General features: G+C 38.0%; 15 protein-coding genes. 2 read left to right on the top strand and 13 right to left on the bottom strand.

Features of this window, described 5'->3' with window-relative positions; all coding sequences use genetic code 11:
* Nucleotides 1-70: 70 nt before the first annotated feature.
* From srtB to BUB12_RS13150, 7 genes are all read right to left on the bottom strand, one after another.
* Nucleotides 71-835, bottom strand: a complete 765-nt coding sequence (gene srtB / locus BUB12_RS13180) for a class B sortase (protein WP_234982712.1) — start codon at nucleotides 833-835, stop codon at nucleotides 71-73.
* Nucleotides 836-884: 49 nt separating this feature from the next.
* Nucleotides 885-1,655, bottom strand: coding sequence for an ABC transporter ATP-binding protein (locus tag BUB12_RS13175; RefSeq protein WP_072891391.1), 771 nt, complete (start codon nucleotides 1,653-1,655; stop codon nucleotides 885-887).
* Entirely contained in the window at nucleotides 1,645-2,628 is a 984-nt protein-coding gene (locus BUB12_RS13170) for a FecCD family ABC transporter permease (RefSeq protein WP_072891390.1), read from the bottom strand. Before BUB12_RS13170 ends, BUB12_RS13175 begins: the two co-directional genes overlap by 11 nt.
* A gap of 42 nt (nucleotides 2,629-2,670) precedes the next feature.
* Nucleotides 2,671-3,579: a heme ABC transporter substrate-binding protein IsdE gene (isdE, locus tag BUB12_RS13165; RefSeq protein ID WP_072891389.1), complete on the bottom strand. Its 909-nt coding sequence runs from the start codon at nucleotides 3,577-3,579 to the stop codon at nucleotides 2,671-2,673.
* A 106-nt stretch (nucleotides 3,580-3,685) separates the two neighbouring features.
* The gene (locus tag BUB12_RS13160; protein WP_072891388.1) at nucleotides 3,686-5,266 is read right to left on the bottom strand and encodes an NEAT domain-containing protein; all 1,581 of its coding nucleotides are present in this window, start codon (nucleotides 5,264-5,266) and stop codon (nucleotides 3,686-3,688) included.
* Nucleotides 5,267-5,293: 27 nt separating this feature from the next.
* A complete protein-coding gene (locus BUB12_RS13155) occupies nucleotides 5,294-6,151 on the bottom strand; it encodes an NEAT domain-containing protein (RefSeq protein ID WP_072891387.1) in 858 nt (285 codons plus the stop codon).
* A 468-nt stretch (nucleotides 6,152-6,619) separates the two neighbouring features.
* Nucleotides 6,620-6,829: a hypothetical protein gene (locus BUB12_RS13150; protein ID WP_072891386.1), complete on the bottom strand. Its 210-nt coding sequence runs from the start codon at nucleotides 6,827-6,829 to the stop codon at nucleotides 6,620-6,622.
* A 121-nt stretch (nucleotides 6,830-6,950) separates the two neighbouring features.
* Here BUB12_RS13150 and BUB12_RS13145 point away from each other — a divergent pair, with 121 nt between their 5' ends.
* Entirely contained in the window at nucleotides 6,951-7,910 is a 960-nt protein-coding gene (locus BUB12_RS13145) for a D-2-hydroxyacid dehydrogenase (RefSeq protein WP_072891385.1), read from the top strand.
* 112 nt (nucleotides 7,911-8,022) lie between these two features.
* Here the strand turns inward: BUB12_RS13145 and BUB12_RS13140 are convergent, their stop codons facing one another.
* Nucleotides 8,023-8,973, bottom strand: a complete 951-nt coding sequence (locus tag BUB12_RS13140) for an NAD(P)H-dependent flavin oxidoreductase (RefSeq protein ID WP_072891384.1) — start codon at nucleotides 8,971-8,973, stop codon at nucleotides 8,023-8,025.
* A gap of 228 nt (nucleotides 8,974-9,201) precedes the next feature.
* On the opposite strand from BUB12_RS13140, the gene BUB12_RS13135 reads away from it, so the two are divergent.
* Nucleotides 9,202-10,302, top strand: coding sequence for a serine hydrolase domain-containing protein (locus tag BUB12_RS13135; protein ID WP_072891383.1), 1,101 nt, complete (start codon nucleotides 9,202-9,204; stop codon nucleotides 10,300-10,302).
* 730 nt (nucleotides 10,303-11,032) lie between these two features.
* Here BUB12_RS13135 and BUB12_RS17475 read toward each other — a convergent pair.
* Genes BUB12_RS17475 through BUB12_RS13110 form a run of 5 tightly spaced genes read right to left on the bottom strand, consistent with a single transcriptional unit; the run spans nucleotide 11,033 to nucleotide 19,035 of the window.
* Nucleotides 11,033-11,326, bottom strand: coding sequence for a DUF2399 domain-containing protein (locus BUB12_RS17475; RefSeq protein ID WP_268801942.1), 294 nt, complete (start codon nucleotides 11,324-11,326; stop codon nucleotides 11,033-11,035).
* 6 nt (nucleotides 11,327-11,332) lie between these two features.
* Nucleotides 11,333-12,274, bottom strand: coding sequence for a TIGR02679 domain-containing protein (locus BUB12_RS13125; protein ID WP_084063347.1), 942 nt, complete (start codon nucleotides 12,272-12,274; stop codon nucleotides 11,333-11,335).
* Nucleotides 12,271-16,398, bottom strand: a complete 4,128-nt coding sequence (locus BUB12_RS13120) for a TIGR02680 family protein (RefSeq protein ID WP_084063346.1) — start codon at nucleotides 16,396-16,398, stop codon at nucleotides 12,271-12,273. The genes BUB12_RS13125 and BUB12_RS13120 overlap by 4 nt, the downstream gene beginning before the upstream one ends.
* Complete coding sequence (locus BUB12_RS13115; RefSeq protein WP_072891381.1) at nucleotides 16,398-17,558, bottom strand: TIGR02678 family protein; 1,161 nt, start codon at nucleotides 17,556-17,558, stop codon at nucleotides 16,398-16,400. Before BUB12_RS13115 ends, BUB12_RS13120 begins: the two co-directional genes overlap by 1 nt.
* Nucleotides 17,536-19,035 (bottom strand): TIGR02677 family protein, encoded by a 1,500-nt coding sequence (locus tag BUB12_RS13110; protein WP_072891380.1) that lies wholly within the window; start codon nucleotides 19,033-19,035, stop codon nucleotides 17,536-17,538. The genes BUB12_RS13115 and BUB12_RS13110 overlap by 23 nt, the downstream gene beginning before the upstream one ends.
* Nucleotides 19,036-19,557: the final 522 nt, after the last annotated feature.

Genomic DNA, 19,557 nt, shown 5'->3' with positions numbered 1-19,557 from the left:
TAGCAAAGTCGCTCGCCACTCCTAAAAAATCGCTCCAAAACATACGAAATTCGCTCCACCTCTCCCCCATTTACTCAACAATTTTTGCTTGCACGACCATTCGTCCACTGTGGTTATCCAATTCATAGTCACAGGTGGATAGTGTAATGATTCGGTCATCAGCGGTTACTTCGACGTCTGTATCAAACATGGAGGCTTCTTTTATTTGGGTAAGAAATTGTTCATAGGATTTGTCACTTATAAAATCGGTTTGGATATAATTAAAATCTGTAGTTGTAATATAGACAGCGAATACTTCTGCTTCAATTGATTCATATAATGTATCCAATTCAATGGTTGGATGATTTTTTAGGAAGTCTTGATCCTTAAACTTTGTTAAATGCTCAAACATCGTTCCATTTTTTGTACGATGTCCATAGATAATCGTATTTTTGCTTGGATTCTCGATGTCATTTCGGTAATCCATGAAGATACTACCAAGAATGGAGTATTCTTTATTAAAATTTTGTGTTAAATATTCTTCATTATTTTTGGAATGAAGGATAGGATAATCGATTTTAGTGTCTTCTATTTTAATCCAACCAACAATGTCCTCATTTTGCTGATGCAACTCTTGAAATTCTGGACGAATGGACAGACCATCCTCTTCTTCCGCTACAGGAACATCGTCTACGATTTCTTCTGCAGATGTTGGTTCGTAAAATGTTTCTTGAATTTCTGCAACCTCGCGACTATTTTTATAATAATCGATTACCGTTGTAGCAATGCCATATCCAGCATAAAGAAAAACACCTAAACATATGATAAACACTATTCGATACATTGTTTTCTTCATACCTATCATCCTACCCTTTTAAAGTGAGTCTCCTTCTACCAAAAACAAACTATATTCCTAAAGGAACGATATACATTCCAACGTCCTCATCATCTTTAACGACCACGTTCACACCATAGACCTCTTGGATCAATTCCCTTGTAACAATCTCTTTCGGGTTCCCTGTTTCAATTACTTTCCCTTGTTTCATTGCAATAATAGTATGGCTGTATTGAATGGCTTGGTTAATATCGTGCAATACCATAACAATCGTCAGGCCATGCTCCTCACATAATTGCTTAACCAATTCTAATATTTCATATTGATAATACATATCCAGATTGGAAGTTGGTTCATCGAGAAAAAGAAATGGTGTATCTTGGGCCAGTGCCATTGCGATCCAAACACGTTGTTGCTGCCCACCGGATAAGGTATCGATTGCATCATGTCTTCGTTCATACAAGCCCGTACATTTCAGCGCCCACTCTACCATCTGCTCATCTTTTTCCGACTGTGGAGAAAATGTATTTTTATGAGGTAGACGGCCATAATGAACTAATTTTTCCACAGTCATATCAGCAGGTGCTGTATTTTGTTGGTGGACAACCCCTAGTTTTTTGGCAAGTTCCTTTGGCTTGTACTTATTCAAAACTTTTCCATCTAAAATAACTTGGCCTGCTTGGGGCTGATTATTATTCGTTAATACACTAAGTAAAGTCGATTTCCCACAACCATTCGGACCAATAATCGTAGTAATTTCCCCTTTTTTTAACTGTGCATTCACCTTGTGTAGACGTGTGATTTTGTCTTGATAGGCAAAAGTTATATCATTAATTTCCATAGATACGATCACTCTTTCTAAGCAGGAATATGAGGAATGGTCCACCAATAACTGCCATGATGATTGATGCTGGAATTTCAATTGGTGCAGCTACTGTTCTTCCTAGAGTATCAGCAGTTAAAATTAATAAAGCACCAGCTATAGCTGAAAATGGGATTAGCACTTTATGATCGGTTCCAACTAATGTACGACCAATATGTGGGATAAGTAATCCAACAAACGTAAACATCCCAGCAATCGCCGTTGCTACAGATGCTAGTAAAACAGCAATAATTGAAATAATAAATCGGGCACGGTTTACGCGGAATCCAAGGTTTTTCAATGTTTTATCTTTTAAACCTAGGTGATTACACCATGCAAAAACTAAAAATGCTAGAATCAAGCCGATTGATCCGTAAAGGACCATCACATGTACATCATTCCACGTTTTCATCGTTAATGTGGATGAAGTGACAGAAATTCCGGACATCATACTACTGGCATTTTGTGCACTTAATAATTCACTTAACCCCGTGAATACTGCATTAATGGCAACACCGATTAAAATCATGCGTAACGGATTGAGCCCGGACTTCCAAGAAAACATATACACAAGTAGAAATGCCAACGCTCCACCAATAAAAGAGAATAATGGTGTATAGAAAAATAACGTCGGAAAGAAGGTAATCATGATTATGGATACGAATCCGGCACCAGAAGATACCCCGATAATTCCTGGTTCTGCTAGTGGATTTCGCATTACCGATTGTAAAAGCACACCTGAAACCGACAATGCTGCCCCAGCAAAAATAGCGATAATAATCCGTGGCAAGCGTAAATCTTTGATAATTTCCACATTGTCATTAGTCCCAGTAAAAAGACCTTTCAATAGTTCTCCTACTGTAATTTCAATACTTCCTGTTACCATGGAATAAATCGTTACAACAAAAAGTAAAATTGTCACGACTATGAAACTAATTATCTTTTTGTACATCATCAAAACCTCTTTCATCGGGGCTAGTTCTGGGCGCTCCACTTAGTAGAGCATATCGACTAATTCTTCTAATGCTTCTGGTGCAGCTAAGTTTGCTGTAGTACCAAAACGCGTTTCTTCCAAGTCATACACACGACCATCTTGAACTGCTTTGAAATGCTTCCATATGTCATTTTCTTTAAATTCCAGGTCAAACATCTCCACTACTTCATCTGGCATTCCATGTGCCATTCGCAAAATTACATCTGGATTGGATTGCTGTAGATTTTCTGTATTGGAGGAAATGTATTCGACCCCTTTATCAGACACAGCATTAATTCCACCAGCACGTCGCACAAGGTCACCTACATAGGAGTCTTCCGTTGCCACGAGATAACTTCCCGGAACACCTAATAAAATAAGAACGGTTGGAGATTCTTTTCCTTCAATTTCTGCTTCGATTTCAGTCATTTTTTCTTCAAAATTCTTCACGATCGCTTCTGCTTGTTCCGTACGGTCATACTTCTCCCCAAGACCCAAAATAGCGTCGTACATTCCTTCTACACTTTCCAAGTCAACATAGGTTTCCGGTGTATCTTTCTGTTGATACGTTTCTTCCACATATGGAGTTAATGTTGTCACTGTTAAAATATCTGTCGGTTTTAGGGAACGAATGATTTCCATATCTGGACTCATTGCAAGCCCCACCTCTGGTAAACCTTCATATCGTTCAGGTAAATCTTTATACGTAGTTGGAATGCCCACTAAATCTAATTCAAGTTGGTCCATAATCTCTGTTATTGCTACTGTCGTTGAAATAATACGATCTTCACTCTCTTCGCTAGTTGCTTCTTCTGTGCTAGTTTGGGAGTCGTTATTTGTGTTCGTTGTATCAGAAGCATCACTTGTGCTACAACCAGCAGCTATGAGAAGGATGAACAAGGTGAGGAATAATGGATATAATTTTTTCATTGTAGCGAACACCTCTTTTATTGTTGAATACTGAAGCATTTAATCTATCAAAAATACTCAAGTCTTACTGCTAGATTCAACAGTAAGACTTAAGCCTATTATTTAATTATTGAGCTAGACGTTTTCTAGCAATCATGAATAATGGAACAGCAGAACCGATTAATAGGAAGACATAAAGTAATAGGTTTGTGTCTTCACCTGTTTTAGGGTTCACAGTAATTCCGTTGTTATTAGCAGATTCAGCAACCTTTACATCGTTTGTTGCGATTTCTTTTTGGCTATCTAAATCTAGGAATAAACGTGCACTATGCTCCATGCTGTACATGTTTGGAACGGTGATATGCATGTCCATTGTAATCGCATCAGCTAAATTGCCATCTACTTTAAATTGAACAACCATAGAACCATCAGCGTTTTTCTGTACGACTACTACATCGCCATTCTCTGTCGTTAATGAATCGATCATATCACTATTAGTTACCGTAAGTTGAATGTAGTTTACGCCATCTTTCACTAATAGTTTAGCAGGTTTTACGAAAAATTGATCTGCTGCAGATGTTTCATCTTCAGTTGCGTGTTTTACAGAATAATTGATTTCGTACACTTTATCTGGAGCAAATGGGTCTACTTTTGTTTCTTCCTCTTTCACTACTTCTTCTGTTTCTTTTTCTACATTTTTATCATCTTCGGTTGTTTCAGTGTTTTCTTTTGATTCTTCAGTTGTTTCTTCTTTACTTTCTTCTCCTTGACCTGGAGTTGGTCTAGGTGCTGGTACATATTCATTTGCATATTGGTCTTCTAGGTCAGCCTCTTCTACTGTAGACTCATCAAATACCATTCTGAAATCAGCTTTTCCATAATGGATATCCCCTCCAAATGGAGCTTGATATTCAACATATCCCTCAGCAGAAGCTGGCAAACTTTCAAATTCAAACGTTTCAAATCTAGTAGCGTTTTTCACTTCAGATGCAACGGAATCTTGGCCATTTAATTGTAGTTTAGTAACTGTTTGATCAGCAACTCCAATTGTTACTGCTACTTTTCCATCTTGTTCTGACACAAATGCAGTTTTTGCCATAAATCCTGCCATTGTAGATGGCTTCTCTTCTTCTGCATGTAATGCTGCGAAATCAATTGTGTAGTATTCTGTGTCTGTTGTGATTTCTTCGTTATTTTCATCTTCTGATTGTTCTTCATTTTTAATAGATGCTTCTAGTTGTTCTTCAGGAATATCCTCTATAGAGTCAACATTTAAAAATAAACGTACATCTTTATGAGGCATAATTCCAGGACCACCAAATAAACTTGTATCAATCACCATGTCCATGAAAAGAGTATCTGTTAGTTCACCATCTAATAATTCGATTTCGAGAACTCCAATATTTTCTTCTGTATTTCTTGTTACTTCAAAGTCAACTTCTTGCATTTCAAGTTCTGTAATCATACTGCTACCTTTAAAACCAATTTGCACTATTTTTGTACCTTGTTCAACAATTAGTTTTGCAGGTTTCACGAATGATTTTGCAGCACTTGATATATCATTACTATCACTTTTTAAAATGATGTAATTAATCTCATGTTCCCCATCTTCAAAGTCCGTGCTTTCAGCAAATACAGCATTACCGAAAACTGGTAGGGTAAAGATTGCTAGTAATAGAGCGACTACTAATTTAAATCGTTTATTCATTCTCTTTCTCTCCCTTTTATTTATCTATTATTTCGCTTTTTTGCGAAGTATCCACAGCACAATTCCAATGACAACTACTGCAATAACTACGAATACGATCCATAGAGAACTAGATTTTTCTTCCGCATCGTCTGTAGTTTCATTAGCAGCATTTGTAGTTTCTTCTGTTTCTTCCTCGACTTGAATATCTTCTTCTATTTCATCTTCAGTGGATTCGGCATTTTCTTCTTCCACTTCTTCTTCTGAATCAGCATTTTCTTCAGCTGCTACGTCCTCTGATTCTGATGCAGCAGTTTCGGATTTTGTATCTTCGTTAGCTTGTTCATCCTGTTTGGATTCTTCTTCTTTTTTATTACTTTCAACTACGTCATTTTTTTGCTCTTCAGATTTAGAAGATTCTGTTTTACTTGTGTCTTTGTTCACATTTTTTTCCTCAATTGATTCAGACTTATTCTGTACGCCACTCAGATCAAAAACAGCTCGTGCAGTATGTGTCATATCGTATAAATCTGGTACAATGATACGCATTTCCATATCAAGTGGTTTTGATAAATCAGCCTCCACTTTGAACTTCACAACTCGGATATGTTTTTCTGTATCCTCGCTTAGAGTTTCAACTGGGCCAGTTGGTGCTGAAAGTGACTCAATGTAATTGCTTCCCGTCACTGTCATTTGAATGTATTGAACACCATTTTGAACGGTTAATGTTGCTGGCTTTGTAAAATATCCGTCAGCAATAGATGTATTTTCACTATGTGCCTCTTTCATTTCATAATCTAACTCGTATGTTCCATCGGCAATTTGCGCAGATACAGGTTGTACAATCACAAAGATTGCTAGAAACATGGCAACTAGAGTGATGGGAAATGAAAATCGATGTTTCACCTTTTCCCCTCCTATCGATGTATAAATAGTCTAAATTAAGTTTTAAAAAAAATTCTTCTACCAGTGCGACATAGCATTGAATAAAGTTTTTGACCATATCAACTATATCAATAGGCTTTTTGAAGAACAATAGACGAAATATGAACAAAATAAGGCATATTTGTGACCGTTTTTACAATCTTCTGCATATCTCATCTCTTAGTAATTCGAATCACATATTTAGTATAGATCTGTAGGTAGATTAAAAGTGTGATGTTTGTCACATGTTCAGAAATAAAACGAAGGGGATTGTGAACAAATAGTGAATAATTACGTCAAATTTTATAGGTGCATAATGTGGATTAGGCAGATATATTTTTTGTGTTATTAATTGAGAATCGAAGAAGGACATGTAATCCCATGCCCTCAACCTTACAGATAATAGTATTTACAGGAAACTAATTGGGGAGAAGTTAGTTAACAAATTACTTACTCACGAATGGCATACACTAAATAATCCCCTTCTTGATTCCACTCCACTTCTACATTCACTTTCATTCCTTCACTGTTGGTAACTTGAAAAACAGGATCCCCATGCTCACCAGCATTTTTTAACTCTTCCTCAAATATTTCCTTTACATCTTCATTTAACAACTCGTTTAATAAAATAATTGCTTGTTCATGACTTAAATTATCCATAGTTGAGCACTCCATTTTCATTAGTTTATAATGGTTATAGGATTTACTAGTTCGTAATTTTCATTCAGTACACATGTGGGGATTTTAAGTTTTGGTACCCAGGGAAAGTGAGGAGAAGTAAATGAGCAGACGAAAAATCGTTATTAATCTTGATATTAATGACATATTTTTAAATGAAATCAAAGAAACAGCACCTAATTGGGAAGTTGTAGCCGGAAAAACTGAAGATATTGAGGATGATTTGAAGGATGCCGAAATAGTTGTTCGTTGGAATAAAGCAATTGAACCTATTATTCTAGAGCACAATACAAACCTGAAATGGATACAATCTTGGAGTGCTGGAATTAATAGTTTTCCATTAGATAAACTACAAAAACGAAATGTTTCTATTACGAGCGCAAATGGGGTTCATGCAAACCCAATTTCTGAGACCATTTTTGCACTAATGTTAGGACTCACACGAAAAATTCATACATATGTCCGTCAGCAAATGACTAAAACATGGCATAATGCTGGCCTTAAATTAGAAATTCATAACAAAACGATTGGAGTCATCGGTGTAGGTGCCATCGGTAAAGAAACAGCAAAAATTGCTAAAGCCTTTGGGATGAAAGTACTTGGAGTGAGGCATTCTGGTCAAGAGGCAGAAAATGTAGACGAAATGTATACCCCTAGTCAATTAGATGAAGTACTTCCACAATGTGATTTTGTCGTCATCACGCTACCGTTAACGGATGAGACCAATGCGATGTTCAGCATGAATGAATTTAAACAAATGAAAAATAGTTCCGTTCTCATTAATATTGGGCGTGGACCAATCGTAGTTGAGGATGATTTGATTGCTGCCTTACAAACTGGTGAGATTGCCGGTGCTGGACTGGACGTTTTTGCTACAGAACCTTTACCAGAAGATAGCCCATTATGGGAAATGGAAAATGTCATCGTGACACCACATACTGCCGGTGCAACAGAGTATTATACAGAGCGCGTCATTCGAGATATTTTCATCCCTAACCTTAAACAATATGTGGAAAATGGGAAATTAAATCTTAATGTGGTGGATTATAAGAAGGGATATTAGTTGGTTTACTAATCTTCTTGTACATTACCATCATTTCGTGTCGATATTTCCCAGGAAATGTGGAAATATCATTAAGAAAAGGTACGGAAATCCCCGTACCTTTTTAGTTAAATTATTTAATTTTAGCTTTAGCGGCTTCATATTGCCCTTTTAATTCTTCGTAAATTTCAGTGAGCGACTGTATTTTCTTTACAGAACCTACTCCATGCCCCGCACTCCAAATATCACGCCATGCTTTAATATCCGGGTCTGATAATTTCCCGTTCTGCGGCAATTGTTTCAAGTCAAGCCCTGCATTTTGTATACTAGGAATTAAATAATTGGCATGAACACCACTAAATGCTGGAGTATAGAAAATATCCTTAACAGTGGACGAAGCAACCATTTCCTTATATTCATTCTGTGCCATGCTTTCCTCAGCTGCTAGGAAACGGGTTCCCATATAAGCAAAGTCGGCTCCAACAGCATTTGCAGCTAAAATGTCTTCCCCACGTGATATACTTCCACTTAAAATAATCGGTCCATCCCAAAATTCTTTTACTTCATGAACAAAAGCAAATGGATGGTATGTCCCTCCATGTCCTCCTGCACCACCAGCTACTAAGATTAAACCATCAGATCCTTTCTCAATGGCCTTTTTAGCAAATTTCACATCAATGACATCGGAGAAAACAAAGCCACCGTACTCATGTACAATTTTCGCTACAGGACTCGGATCCCCTAATGATGTAATAACAATTGGAGGCTGATGCTTCCTGATTAATTCTAAATCCTCTTCATACCTTTTATTATGGGCACGATGAGCAATGAAGTTAACTGCCCATGGAGCTATTTTTTTATCGGGATGTGCATCTTTTAATGCTTGCAACTCTTGTTTGATCGTCCCAAACCACTCATCCAAAATATCTGCCGTCCGTGCATTTAAAGTTGGGAATGATCCTATCATCCCTAGTTCACAAGACTTTACAACCATTTTGGGATTTGAAATTAAAAACATCGGCGCAACGATAACCGGCAATGTCACTTGATCCTTTAACGTCTTCCACGATTCCGTCGTAGTCATCTTACCACTCCTATCTGTTATTTCTGAACTAGTAAACTACTGATAATTTTCACATAATAATAGTATACATGAAAATAGATTTTGATAACAGATTTATATAATGGTTGAAATGCGTGGATCTGTATAAATGATTAGTTGAATGAGTGATTAGTTTCCACTATACTTTCAGTAGATTTATAATATGAAGGAAATTTCTTCTTAGATAATGTTTCCTAGAGGAGGAGACCGATGAACGTAAATATAGAAAAAATAGATGAATACTTAAATCTTTACCAATACCATCACCAAATACCAGGATTTGCTGTGAATATTGTGAAGGATAATCAAATTTTATACAGTCAAAGCTTTGGCTCCACTTCCATTGAAAGCCCTCAAAATCGAGTGAATGCAGATACGATTTTTTCCATTCAAAGTATAACTAAAAGTTTCACTGCGATGGCACTTTTGCATTCAGAGGAAAATACGAATTTTTCACTGGACGATCCTATTATTAGGTATCTGCCATATTTTCGTACTAAGAGTGGTAACTTTGATGAGATTACAACTAGACATATTCTCAGTCATACTGCCGGATTCCCGGAGAATGTGTGGATTGCAACATTGCTAGATGAAGAGTTGTATGAGTTGGGAAAAAACTTACCAGAATACAAGTTTATTTTTGATATGTATCCTAACTTGGAGGATATCCTTCGTACTATAAAATCCCGAGAAGATGTTACCCGCTTTTTCTCACAAATTGAGTTAGAGAGTACACCTGGCAAGAACTGGAAATATTGTACGGATGCCTATGTTATTGCGACTGATGTATTAGAAAAGGTTAGTGGCTTGACGTTTGAAAACTATGTGAATAAACATATTTTTAATGTATTGGGAATGAACCGTACTTTTGTTAATCCTACCTTTTCTACTGATGAAAAGAATGTATCATCCTATTATATGAATACGATAAATACTCCCATCGAAGTTGCTCAGCCTGAAAACATAATCGGTGCACCAATGGGCTTTATCTACTCAACTGCAAATGATTTGTCTAACTACGTCATAGATATTATGGATGAAAATGGCCAAATTCTATCAAAACAGCAATATCATAAATTGTTCGAACCATTAGCCAAACGAGAAGAAGGGTTGAGTTATGGCCTAGGTTGGAAGCTAAAGGAGTTTCAGGGCCTAAAAATTGTAGAACATGCAGGTGGATATCCTGGTGTTAGTTGCTTTATTTCAATGGTACCTGAACATAAATTAGGGATTATTCTACTTAGTAACATGGATCAGATTACCTTAATGAACGTTTCTAATAAATTGATTAGGATGATGTGTGGGAGTTAGATTGTTGGTGGAGTGGGGGTTGTTTATATAGGGAGTGAATTTTGCTTAAGGGGCGAATCTTACCGGGGGTGAGCGAGTTTCAATCCTTGGGGAGCAACTTTCACCTGGGGCGAGCGAGTTCCAATCCTTGGGGAGCGAATTCCACCTGGGGCGAGCGAGTTTCACCCCTTGGGGAGCGATTTCTACCCGGGGCGAGCGAGTTTCAATCCTTGGGGAGCGACTTTCACCCGGGGTGGAGCGAGTTCTACTGCTTGGGGAGCGATTTCCACCCGAGGTGGAGCGAGTTTTACTGCTTGGGGAGCGATTTCCACCCGAGGGGGAGCGAGTTTTACTGCTTGGGGAGCAACTTTCACCCGAGGGTGAGCGAGTTTTACCTCTTGGGGAGCGAATTTTACTTGGGGCGAGTGAGTTTCACTGCTTGGGGGCGTTTTCTACACTGTGGCGAGCGAGTTTCACCCTTGGGGAGCGAATTTTGCTTGGGGGCGAGCGAGTTTTACTGCTTGGGGAGCAACTTTCACCTGGGGCGAGCGAGTTTCACCCCTTGGGGAGCGAATTTTACCCGGGGCGAGCGAGTTTTAACTCTTGGTGAGCGACTTTACTACTCCGTGGAGTGAGTTTTACCCTATGGGGAGCGAATTCTACCGGGGGACGAGCGAATTCCCATTAATGTGGAGCACACTTTCCTAAAAGACCCTTTTATAGCAAAAGAAAGGGCAGGACCCACACCTTATCACACTAAGGCTTCTTGGTATCCTGCTCTTTTCTTTTTCTTCATCTCTTCTACTACTGGCTGCAATTCTGGTGTGGTGATGGATTCTAGTTTTGAAAGTCTTTCATCGGTCAGTTCTACATCTGATATTGATTTATAATAGGATTCTATATCCATTTTCCATAATTTTGCCTGGCCAGGATATCGATGTAGTAGTCGTTCTGCCATGCTAATTCCTTCTGGGTCAAGGTCGCCCGAATAGTAAAGAGTACATCCTTCTTTAACTAACATATCCATTAAATATAGTGCTGCCAGTTTAAATTACCCATGGGTACAGAGTAATGGCAATTTAGGTTGTGTATCTAATATACTAGAAAACACTCCTGAGTTTTCTACGATCCATATAGATTTTCCCCCATTATTTGGATACGCTCTATTCACCTTTACCAACTCTCTAATGGGAGTATTCATAACACTGTGACCATCTGATGCTGCCCGCCACATTGGATGTATGCCGTTCTCCGTCTCTGCTAGTAAATTAACATTCGTAACATAATTTGTAATATCATCTCTCAAAATTTGATAGTCTAATAGCAGATTATTAATTCCCTCTGTATTTGAAGGGACGATTACTTCACCAGTATGAGTATGATCTACTGCTAATAGATGAATAAAAAGTCTACCTATATTCGTATTTAAATCAAATGCATGTGGATTTCGTGTAATTCGATGGCTAAACATTGGGAGTCGTTCAAATTTGTTTGGCAGGTTAACATACGCCTGATTCACCACTCGTACCATACCAATAAAGGATTTGGGTGATTCCTCCAGCAACCGATAAATCCAATACGAGTCAGTATTCTTTAACCGAATATAATCAATCCAAAAGGCAATATCTGGAAACTGAAGTACTAAATCATTAAAGTATTGTTCTTGTTGTGAATCTTTCATTTGTTTTCGTTGCTTTTTTGAGATTAATGGTTCATTGAAATAGGCTTCTAATATTTCCTTTAAGGTTAGACTAGCAAATTTTGTCGTTTGTAGTTGTTTTTCGAATGATTCCAGAGAAAGCTTTCCTTTAAGTTTTAAATCGCCAGCAGTTACTCCCATAAAGCGAGCAACTGCCTCCAATTCTTCCATTTTAAAGCCATCCAATTTCACTGTTCCACCAACACGGCCTAGTGACTCGTATTTCTTCTTAAACAAGTTAAAGAGTTGATGAAACTCTCTATTAAAATATTCCAACGCTTCGTCAATCATCATCTCACCTCTACCAGTGCCTCAGTTGGAACCTCTACTTCCATTTTGTTCCCATCCCAGTGGTAACGAAGAACACTGACAAAGTCTGCATTCTTTGGCCGAACTAGCTCACAAATGGATAATTCAAGAATCGTGTCATAGTCACCCCATAACACCTGAGAATTCATGATGTAGTTGAATCCTAGTTGTTCCACAATTTCAAACATCTCGCGAATATTATTTTCATCAACACCAGCAAATGCTTCATCTAGAGAAATAATATAAGGTGCTTCACTATCGGCTTCTAAATATCGAGAATAACATGCAGTGAACAATGGGATATACATGGCCATTGCCTTTTCCCCACCACTAAATTTGTAAAACTGATTATTGTTAAGTTCGCGTTTCTTTTCGCCTTCTCTTTGGAAATATAAAACGAAGGAGAACCATTTACGATAATCTAGAACTTCTTTTAATACTTGAAGTAGTGTTTGTAATTCATTGCTATTCCCCATTAACTCTTTAGCCTTGGCAATTTTTGTCCGGAAGTGAATTGTGATTTTCTCTAAATCTTCTTCCTTTAATAGTTTTGGATCTTGGCGAAGTAAATGAACCAAATCAACTGTATCCATTTCCGTTTCCGAATCAGCAGTTCGTGGCTTCCATTTTATCGAAAAGGATAATCCAGATGAGGTGTCCCTCGTCTCCATTAATTTTTTCATTTTTTCAACCCACTGCTCTGCACGACGAATTCTAGCTCGTAGTTTTTGACCAACCGAATTAAATAATATCTCCTCATATAATGCTTGATCTTGGTCATCTAAAAAGCTTTCCTGACGAGCCTGTTCGAATTCAATTTGCTGTTGAACTGTATATGGATTTACCTGTTTTCCTTGGTAATTTAACTCAATGAGTTGCCGTGTCATCTTTTGCTTCCATTGTTCGATATGAGGTATGTGATCTGCTTCTGTTGTCTCATTCATCCAAGCTGGTATTGTTAATGGTGCATTGAAGGTATTGGCACGATATTCCATTAGATCACTTTGTTGTTTATAAAATTCCTGCATTAATTGAGTGGATAGCTTTCCGCGATCTTTTTCTTTCAACAAACTAGCATAATCACGAAGGACTTTTTTAACGATGACATCCAACTCTTTATCCTCACCTTGTACAACAAAACCACGCAGGACTTCCTGTTCGAAAGAAGCTTTCCATACATTGTGCATGTTTGTCCAAAAATTGATTTCTTTTCTTTTTAATTCTATATTTTGATTCAGATGATTTCGCTCTGCTACTTTGGTTGGCTTAGTCGTTTCCTTTTCTTTTAACATACGTCCAATTTCTTCTAATGCTATTTGAACATCTGAAATTTGCTTACGAATGTCACCAACACCTTGTTGCTCCAATTGTTGTTCAATCATGGTCAATTGGTGTTCTAAGCGATCAACGAGATCCTGAGAAAGATTGATTTCCCCTTGGATTTCAATAATTTCTTCTGCTAATTCATCCAATCTGCCAGCTAAATCATTCAGTCTGTTACGCTCATTTATATACTGAATATGTTCCTTCTCCAAATTCGATAAATCTTTTTCATATCGTTTCGTCACAGAAATTGCTTCTTTATATGACTCAAGACTAACTTCTAAATTATAATTACGAGTTCGTTCATCAATTCGATGCTTCACTTGTGTATAAGCCTTATGAATCTCTTTTAACTCGTTAGATAGGCGTTGGACTTGTTTTTGGTGGTAGTCGATTGCCATTCTCGCTTCTTTAATTTGATGAAAGCTTTCCTGTAAATCCGAATCATTCGGAAACTGTTCGAATTGTTTTTTTGCCTGATTAATGGCAGTTTCAATACGTGTTATTTCTCTTTCCTTCAATTGCTTTTCTTCGTGTAAAATCTCTAACTCCTGTTGAATCCGTTCGATCTGTTCTTCTCTGAATCGCTTTCTAGCATTACGCCCAATATATCGAACATCATCCACTGGTAATGCATGGCCTTTCAGTAACCCTAGTTGATAATGCCCTTGTTCACTGATGGAAAGAATTGAATCATCCTCCTCCCCAACAATAATACTACGTAACACATCATCCACTAGACTAGCTGGTACCTTATTATCTACTTCAAGGTCTGGCTTTAAATAATCGGCTAATGTGAAGGCCATCATGTTTGGGTTAGGCTTTAAGATTCGGTCATGTTCAATGGTGATGTCCCTATCAGTAATTAGCGCATCTAACAGCCCACTATCCATCATTGCTGCTTCAATACGTTTTCGAACATCTTGCTCTACATGGTCTTGAAATTCAACGGCAGCATAAATTGGGACAGAAGCTATCCCCTTCCTATCCAATTGTTTCCTTGCCTCTTTCGTTAAAGAAGCAAGTTCTGGTTCAGGGTCTTTTTTCTCCTTCCACTTCTGTAATTCATCTTCTGTCTCTCGAATCTTTTTCTCTAATTGTTCACGTTGGAATTCTAATTCAGATAGTGCTTTTCTCTGTTCTTGTTCATATTGAAATGTAGCTTGACGAAAAGGTTCTTTTACCGATTCAAATGTAGTCTGTTCATACAAGGAAAAAATTGCCCGGGCCGTTTCCTGTAATCTATCTTCTTGCTTGTTCAACCACGACAACCCACCAACCCATGTATGAATTTCATTTAATTTCTTTTGCTTATCCTCTTCAAATAAACGAGACCATTCCTGTTCTTGATAAGTGACATCATCAAGTAGCTTTTGTTCGTTTCCTAATTGTTTATCTTTTTCTTGAAATCTTGTTTTCAAGGCTTCAAAGTTTCTTAACTCTGCTTCAATGGTTTCCAAGCCAGCTAAATGGTCGGTTGCTTCCTTCTGCCATACACTAAAATCAAACAGTTCTTTTTGATGTCGAACAAAATCCTGATAATTTATTTTGTGAGTCTCTTGGAAGGAAACCTCCTCTGCATCATTTTCTAAATCAATCGACATATCCTTCATGGCTTCTTCACGAGCACCAATTTTTTCATCGATCAGATTTTTATCACGAATCACATTCGTTTCCTTTATTTTTTTATCCTGTAATTGACCATTTTTCTTTTGAAGGCTATCTGCTTCCTGTGTCCGTTTTTCTTCGACTTCTCTTCGTTCTTTTTCTAAATTCCAAACCTTATGAGAACGGAGAAGTTCTTCTTGTTTCTTTTGGGTATCCTTTTCTATCGATAATTCTCTAATTTCATCACTTAACTGCTGTATTTCCTCATCTAAATGAGTTACTGTTTCGGTCAGTTCCTCATATTCTTTTTGCTCTTTTGCTAAGCGTTTACTTGACTGCATATATTCATTTGCATGGTCTACTAAAATGCGTTGATTGTAACTATCATAGCTTTTGTTAAGGTTCTTTATTGCTGTTGCTTCTCTTTCTAATTGCTCGATCTGTTGTTTAGTCTGGTCCATCTGTTCAATTGTGTCAGACAAATGACGAAGGTCCTCATCAGATAGTGGTGGTAAAGCTGCTTCTAAAATTTCATAAATAACGGTTGGTCGGAAATCCTTGGATAGCTTTGGACTTCGAAGTTGAATTAGTAGTTTAATCAAATCTTCATATGCCTCGATGGTCCCAAAACCAAATAAATATTTATTCACAAGCTTCATATAATCTGATTTAGTTTGAACAACATGCCCACCATCACCAAGCATATTTTCCAGTTCAATTCTAGAAAGTGGAATCTTCTGTTTTTCTCCACCACTCTTTTCATATTTATACAGCTCAAAATCCGTACCAATTCTCCGGTTATCCGTTACTACAAAACCCCAGAATTTCATCTGCTTGTTCCTTTTTGCTTGTAGTCCTATTCCGATTGTTGTAAATTGCTCTGTTCCTTGCCTCTTAAATTCTAAAAACAGATACCCAGTTCGTTCATCGCGATTGACGATATCTTTTTCACCTAATAAGTAATCTTCCATTCTCCTTGCTTTTGAACCGAATGGGTCTAGTCGATCCGGTGACGTTCTTCCATCTAGTAACACTGGCAAGAAGCTTTGCATTGTAACAGATTTCCCTGATCCATTACTTCCTCTTAACAATAATTTCCCGTCTGCAAACGTGAAAATTTCCTCGTCATAATACCAAAAGTTTAATAGTCCAGCCCTATTCATTTTCCACTTATTCATTATTTTTCCCCTTCCGAAACATAATCACTCGGATAGTACCCTACCATTCTTCCAATTATCGACTTAAACACAAGTATTCCTGTTTCTGCTTCAACAACCAGCATTTCCCAATCTTTATACAGTTGAATCAATTCTTCAGCAATATTCGTATGTGACATATCACGATATCGCTTACTCCAACCATGACCATAAGCGTCTTTAATCTTCTGTATCATTTGGGAGTATTCTACAGGAGTTAATTTTATTTCACCCATGGCGTTTACCGAACTGTTATCCATATGGCTTCTAAAATAGGCTTGGAAATGAAGGGCAATATTCATTATTCCTTTTTGATCTGGAAATAACGTATAGCGTTGTTTTCGTTCATTCAACACGAGAAAAGCAGCATTTTTAAAAACCTCCAACTGAAAGGGTGTGTGCTCTTCTAGATCATCCCGTAGTCGATTTCGATAATTACGGATATAGGCAAAATCTTGGTCTTCTTCACTTTCTCGATGAACGACAGGAGAAAACATCAGCTTCCGATACACACGTTTCCTTCTCATATCGGTTTGATGTCGTTGCCATTCACTGTCCAATATTTCTCTTGTGGTTTGATATTGGAATAAATCATCTGGATACGTTCGCATAAAATAACGTGCATAGACAGTGACTTCATATAATACTTCATGGTCTTCATTGGTAGAAAACATGTCAATATCCCCGTCCACCGTTTTAATAACATGCAAATCTACTAATTTCTTAAGAGCTCGAACAAGTGACTTACGATGTTGATAGTTCGTCCAATCTAACGAAAACTCTCCTGGGTACATATCTTGAATATCCTCTGTAATGTCAGATAACAAAAATTGCTCATCGACTGATCGCCGTTCAGTAAAAGCAAGTCCACAACAGAAGATGGCATAATCTCTCGGATTGGTAAAGTCTTGAATACCCATCCAAGCTTTTGGATCAACAGGGATTTTTTCTAGCTTAATAAAATGCTGGTGAACGATTAAATCAAATCCAAACTTTTCAGTAACATAGCGCTTTAGCCCTTTTTCTCGTTCACGAATTAATTGATAGATTTCTGGTTCCTCAGCACGTAGCACCCAAAACTGTTCAAAGAGGATACCTAACGCTTCCTGCATTTTTTCATCAAAGCTTGGTTGTTCGCTCATGATTATGTCCCCTATCATCTATAAATTGAAAAGTCACTTTTGGCATTTCAAGAGCTCCATCTTTTGATTGAAGTGTCACTCGTTCTTGACTCATAACAACATGAACCCTTCTACCAAGTTCAGTTTTGATCGTTTGATTTTTACTTGCCATTGCCTTACCAATCCAGGAAAGCAATAGTTTCCTCACGTGTGTCTCGACGGTTGGTAAGTTTTCCACCCTTATCTCATTTCCTTCAATATATTGTTCAATCAGCTTTTTCTCATGTTGCTTTTGTTCCAAGTACTGTCTCATTGTTTCTTCTTTCTTTTTCTGATTACTAGTAACAGCTCCTGGACGTGTTCTCTCACGATAATTTCTTATCATTGGCTTTGTTTCATGTTCCATCGGTGCTTCATCCCATACATCTGCATAAATATTATCTGTTGGGATATGGTCAATATGGAAATGCCGGGTATGAAAGACACCAAAGGCAACTGATGATAATTCATGCGTTTCTTCCATTTCCTCGATAGAATCAAACCATTTCGCTAAATGTAGATAATCTTTTTTTCTACTACGAAAGTGCTGGTGACGCTCCCCAAGACGTTGTACGACTCTGGTGATCCGACGAATTGATTCATTGGTTCGATTTTGTAGCATCTCATACTCACTTTCTCCGTGCTCATTACCTAAGAACCAGCCCTCCATACTTTTCCATTTTTCCTCGTATTCGTTTAGTGGGTTCTCTTCATTTTTTTCTTCTAATCGGAATACTTGTTCATTGTGTTGAATGACTTTTGTAAAAAATCCTTCAAGTTCTTTTTGAGATACTCCAAGTAAGAGGTCTTGGATTTGTAAAGCGGTACCTTGTAAGGCAATGATGAAGTCTCGTAAGTATGTTGTAAATTGGTCTTTATAAATAAGAAAGGCTTCCGTTTGCATACGTTCCTCAACTTCTTCACTATTAATATAAGCGATATAATCAGAGGTATTTTGTGTGATCTGACGGAAATAAGTCAAAGCATCCTCCCAAACTTGTGTACATTCCTGATTACTTTCTTGTACTTGGTTTGTTGCGATTTTTTCGATTTTTTGTAGAGACTGATACAAACGCTCAAATTGCGTTCTCTCCAATGACCCTCCGAATGTTTCACCTATTCCTTCTAGTTCCATTAACATTCGCTCAAACTCTACCGTATATGGGGTACATTGGTAACGGAACCGCTTCTTCTTGAACTCTTCAACTGTCTTCGATTTTCCCAACTCTTGTCTAGCAATCAAGTTCCCCCATTTTACTAAAGCATCTAAATCAAGGTGCAAAGACTCTATTGTATAATCCCTAAATTCATCAAACTGCTTGATATATTCATAGATTTCTTCTGGAAAAAGAAATTCTCTCATTCTTTCATGCTGCATATAAAAATAACGCAATATCGCCCGATAACTCCAAGCCTTCTCTGCCGTTAAATATGTCGCTTCTTTCACACGTTTAAACATAGCCACACTCCTAATAATGACTTTAGAACTATTTTAACATTTATTGTCGAATCTTTGTATGGGGGCTCTTAATTGAGTGGGATTTTGGACTGAGCTTTAAATGGGGGTGAGCGAGTTTCACTGCTTGGGGAGCAACTTCTACCAGGGGGCGAGCGAGTTTTACTGCTTGGGGAGCGACTTTCACCCGGGGGCGAGCGAGTTTTACTGCTTGGGGAGCAACTTTCACCTGGGGCGAGCGAGTTTTACTACTTGGGGAGCGAATCTTACCCGGGGCGAGCGAGTTTTACTGCAAGGGGAGCGAATTCTACCTGGGGCGAGCGAGTTTTACTACTTGGGGAGCGACTTTCACCCGGGGGCGAGCGAGTTTTACTGCTTGGGGAGCAACTTTCACCTGGGGCGAGCGAGTTTCACTGCTTGGGGAGCGAATTTACCGGTGGCGAGCGAGTTTTACTACTTGGGGAGCGATTTTTACTTGGGGCGAGCGAGTTCTACTGCTTGGGGAGCGAATTCCACTCCAGGGCG

Source organism: Ornithinibacillus halophilus (assembly GCF_900129485.1).
Taxonomy (GTDB): domain Bacteria; phylum Bacillota; class Bacilli; order Bacillales; family Amphibacillaceae; genus Ornithinibacillus; species Ornithinibacillus halophilus.
Note: the sequence above shows the minus strand (reverse complement) of the source record. Positions and strands in the feature narration are given on the sequence as shown.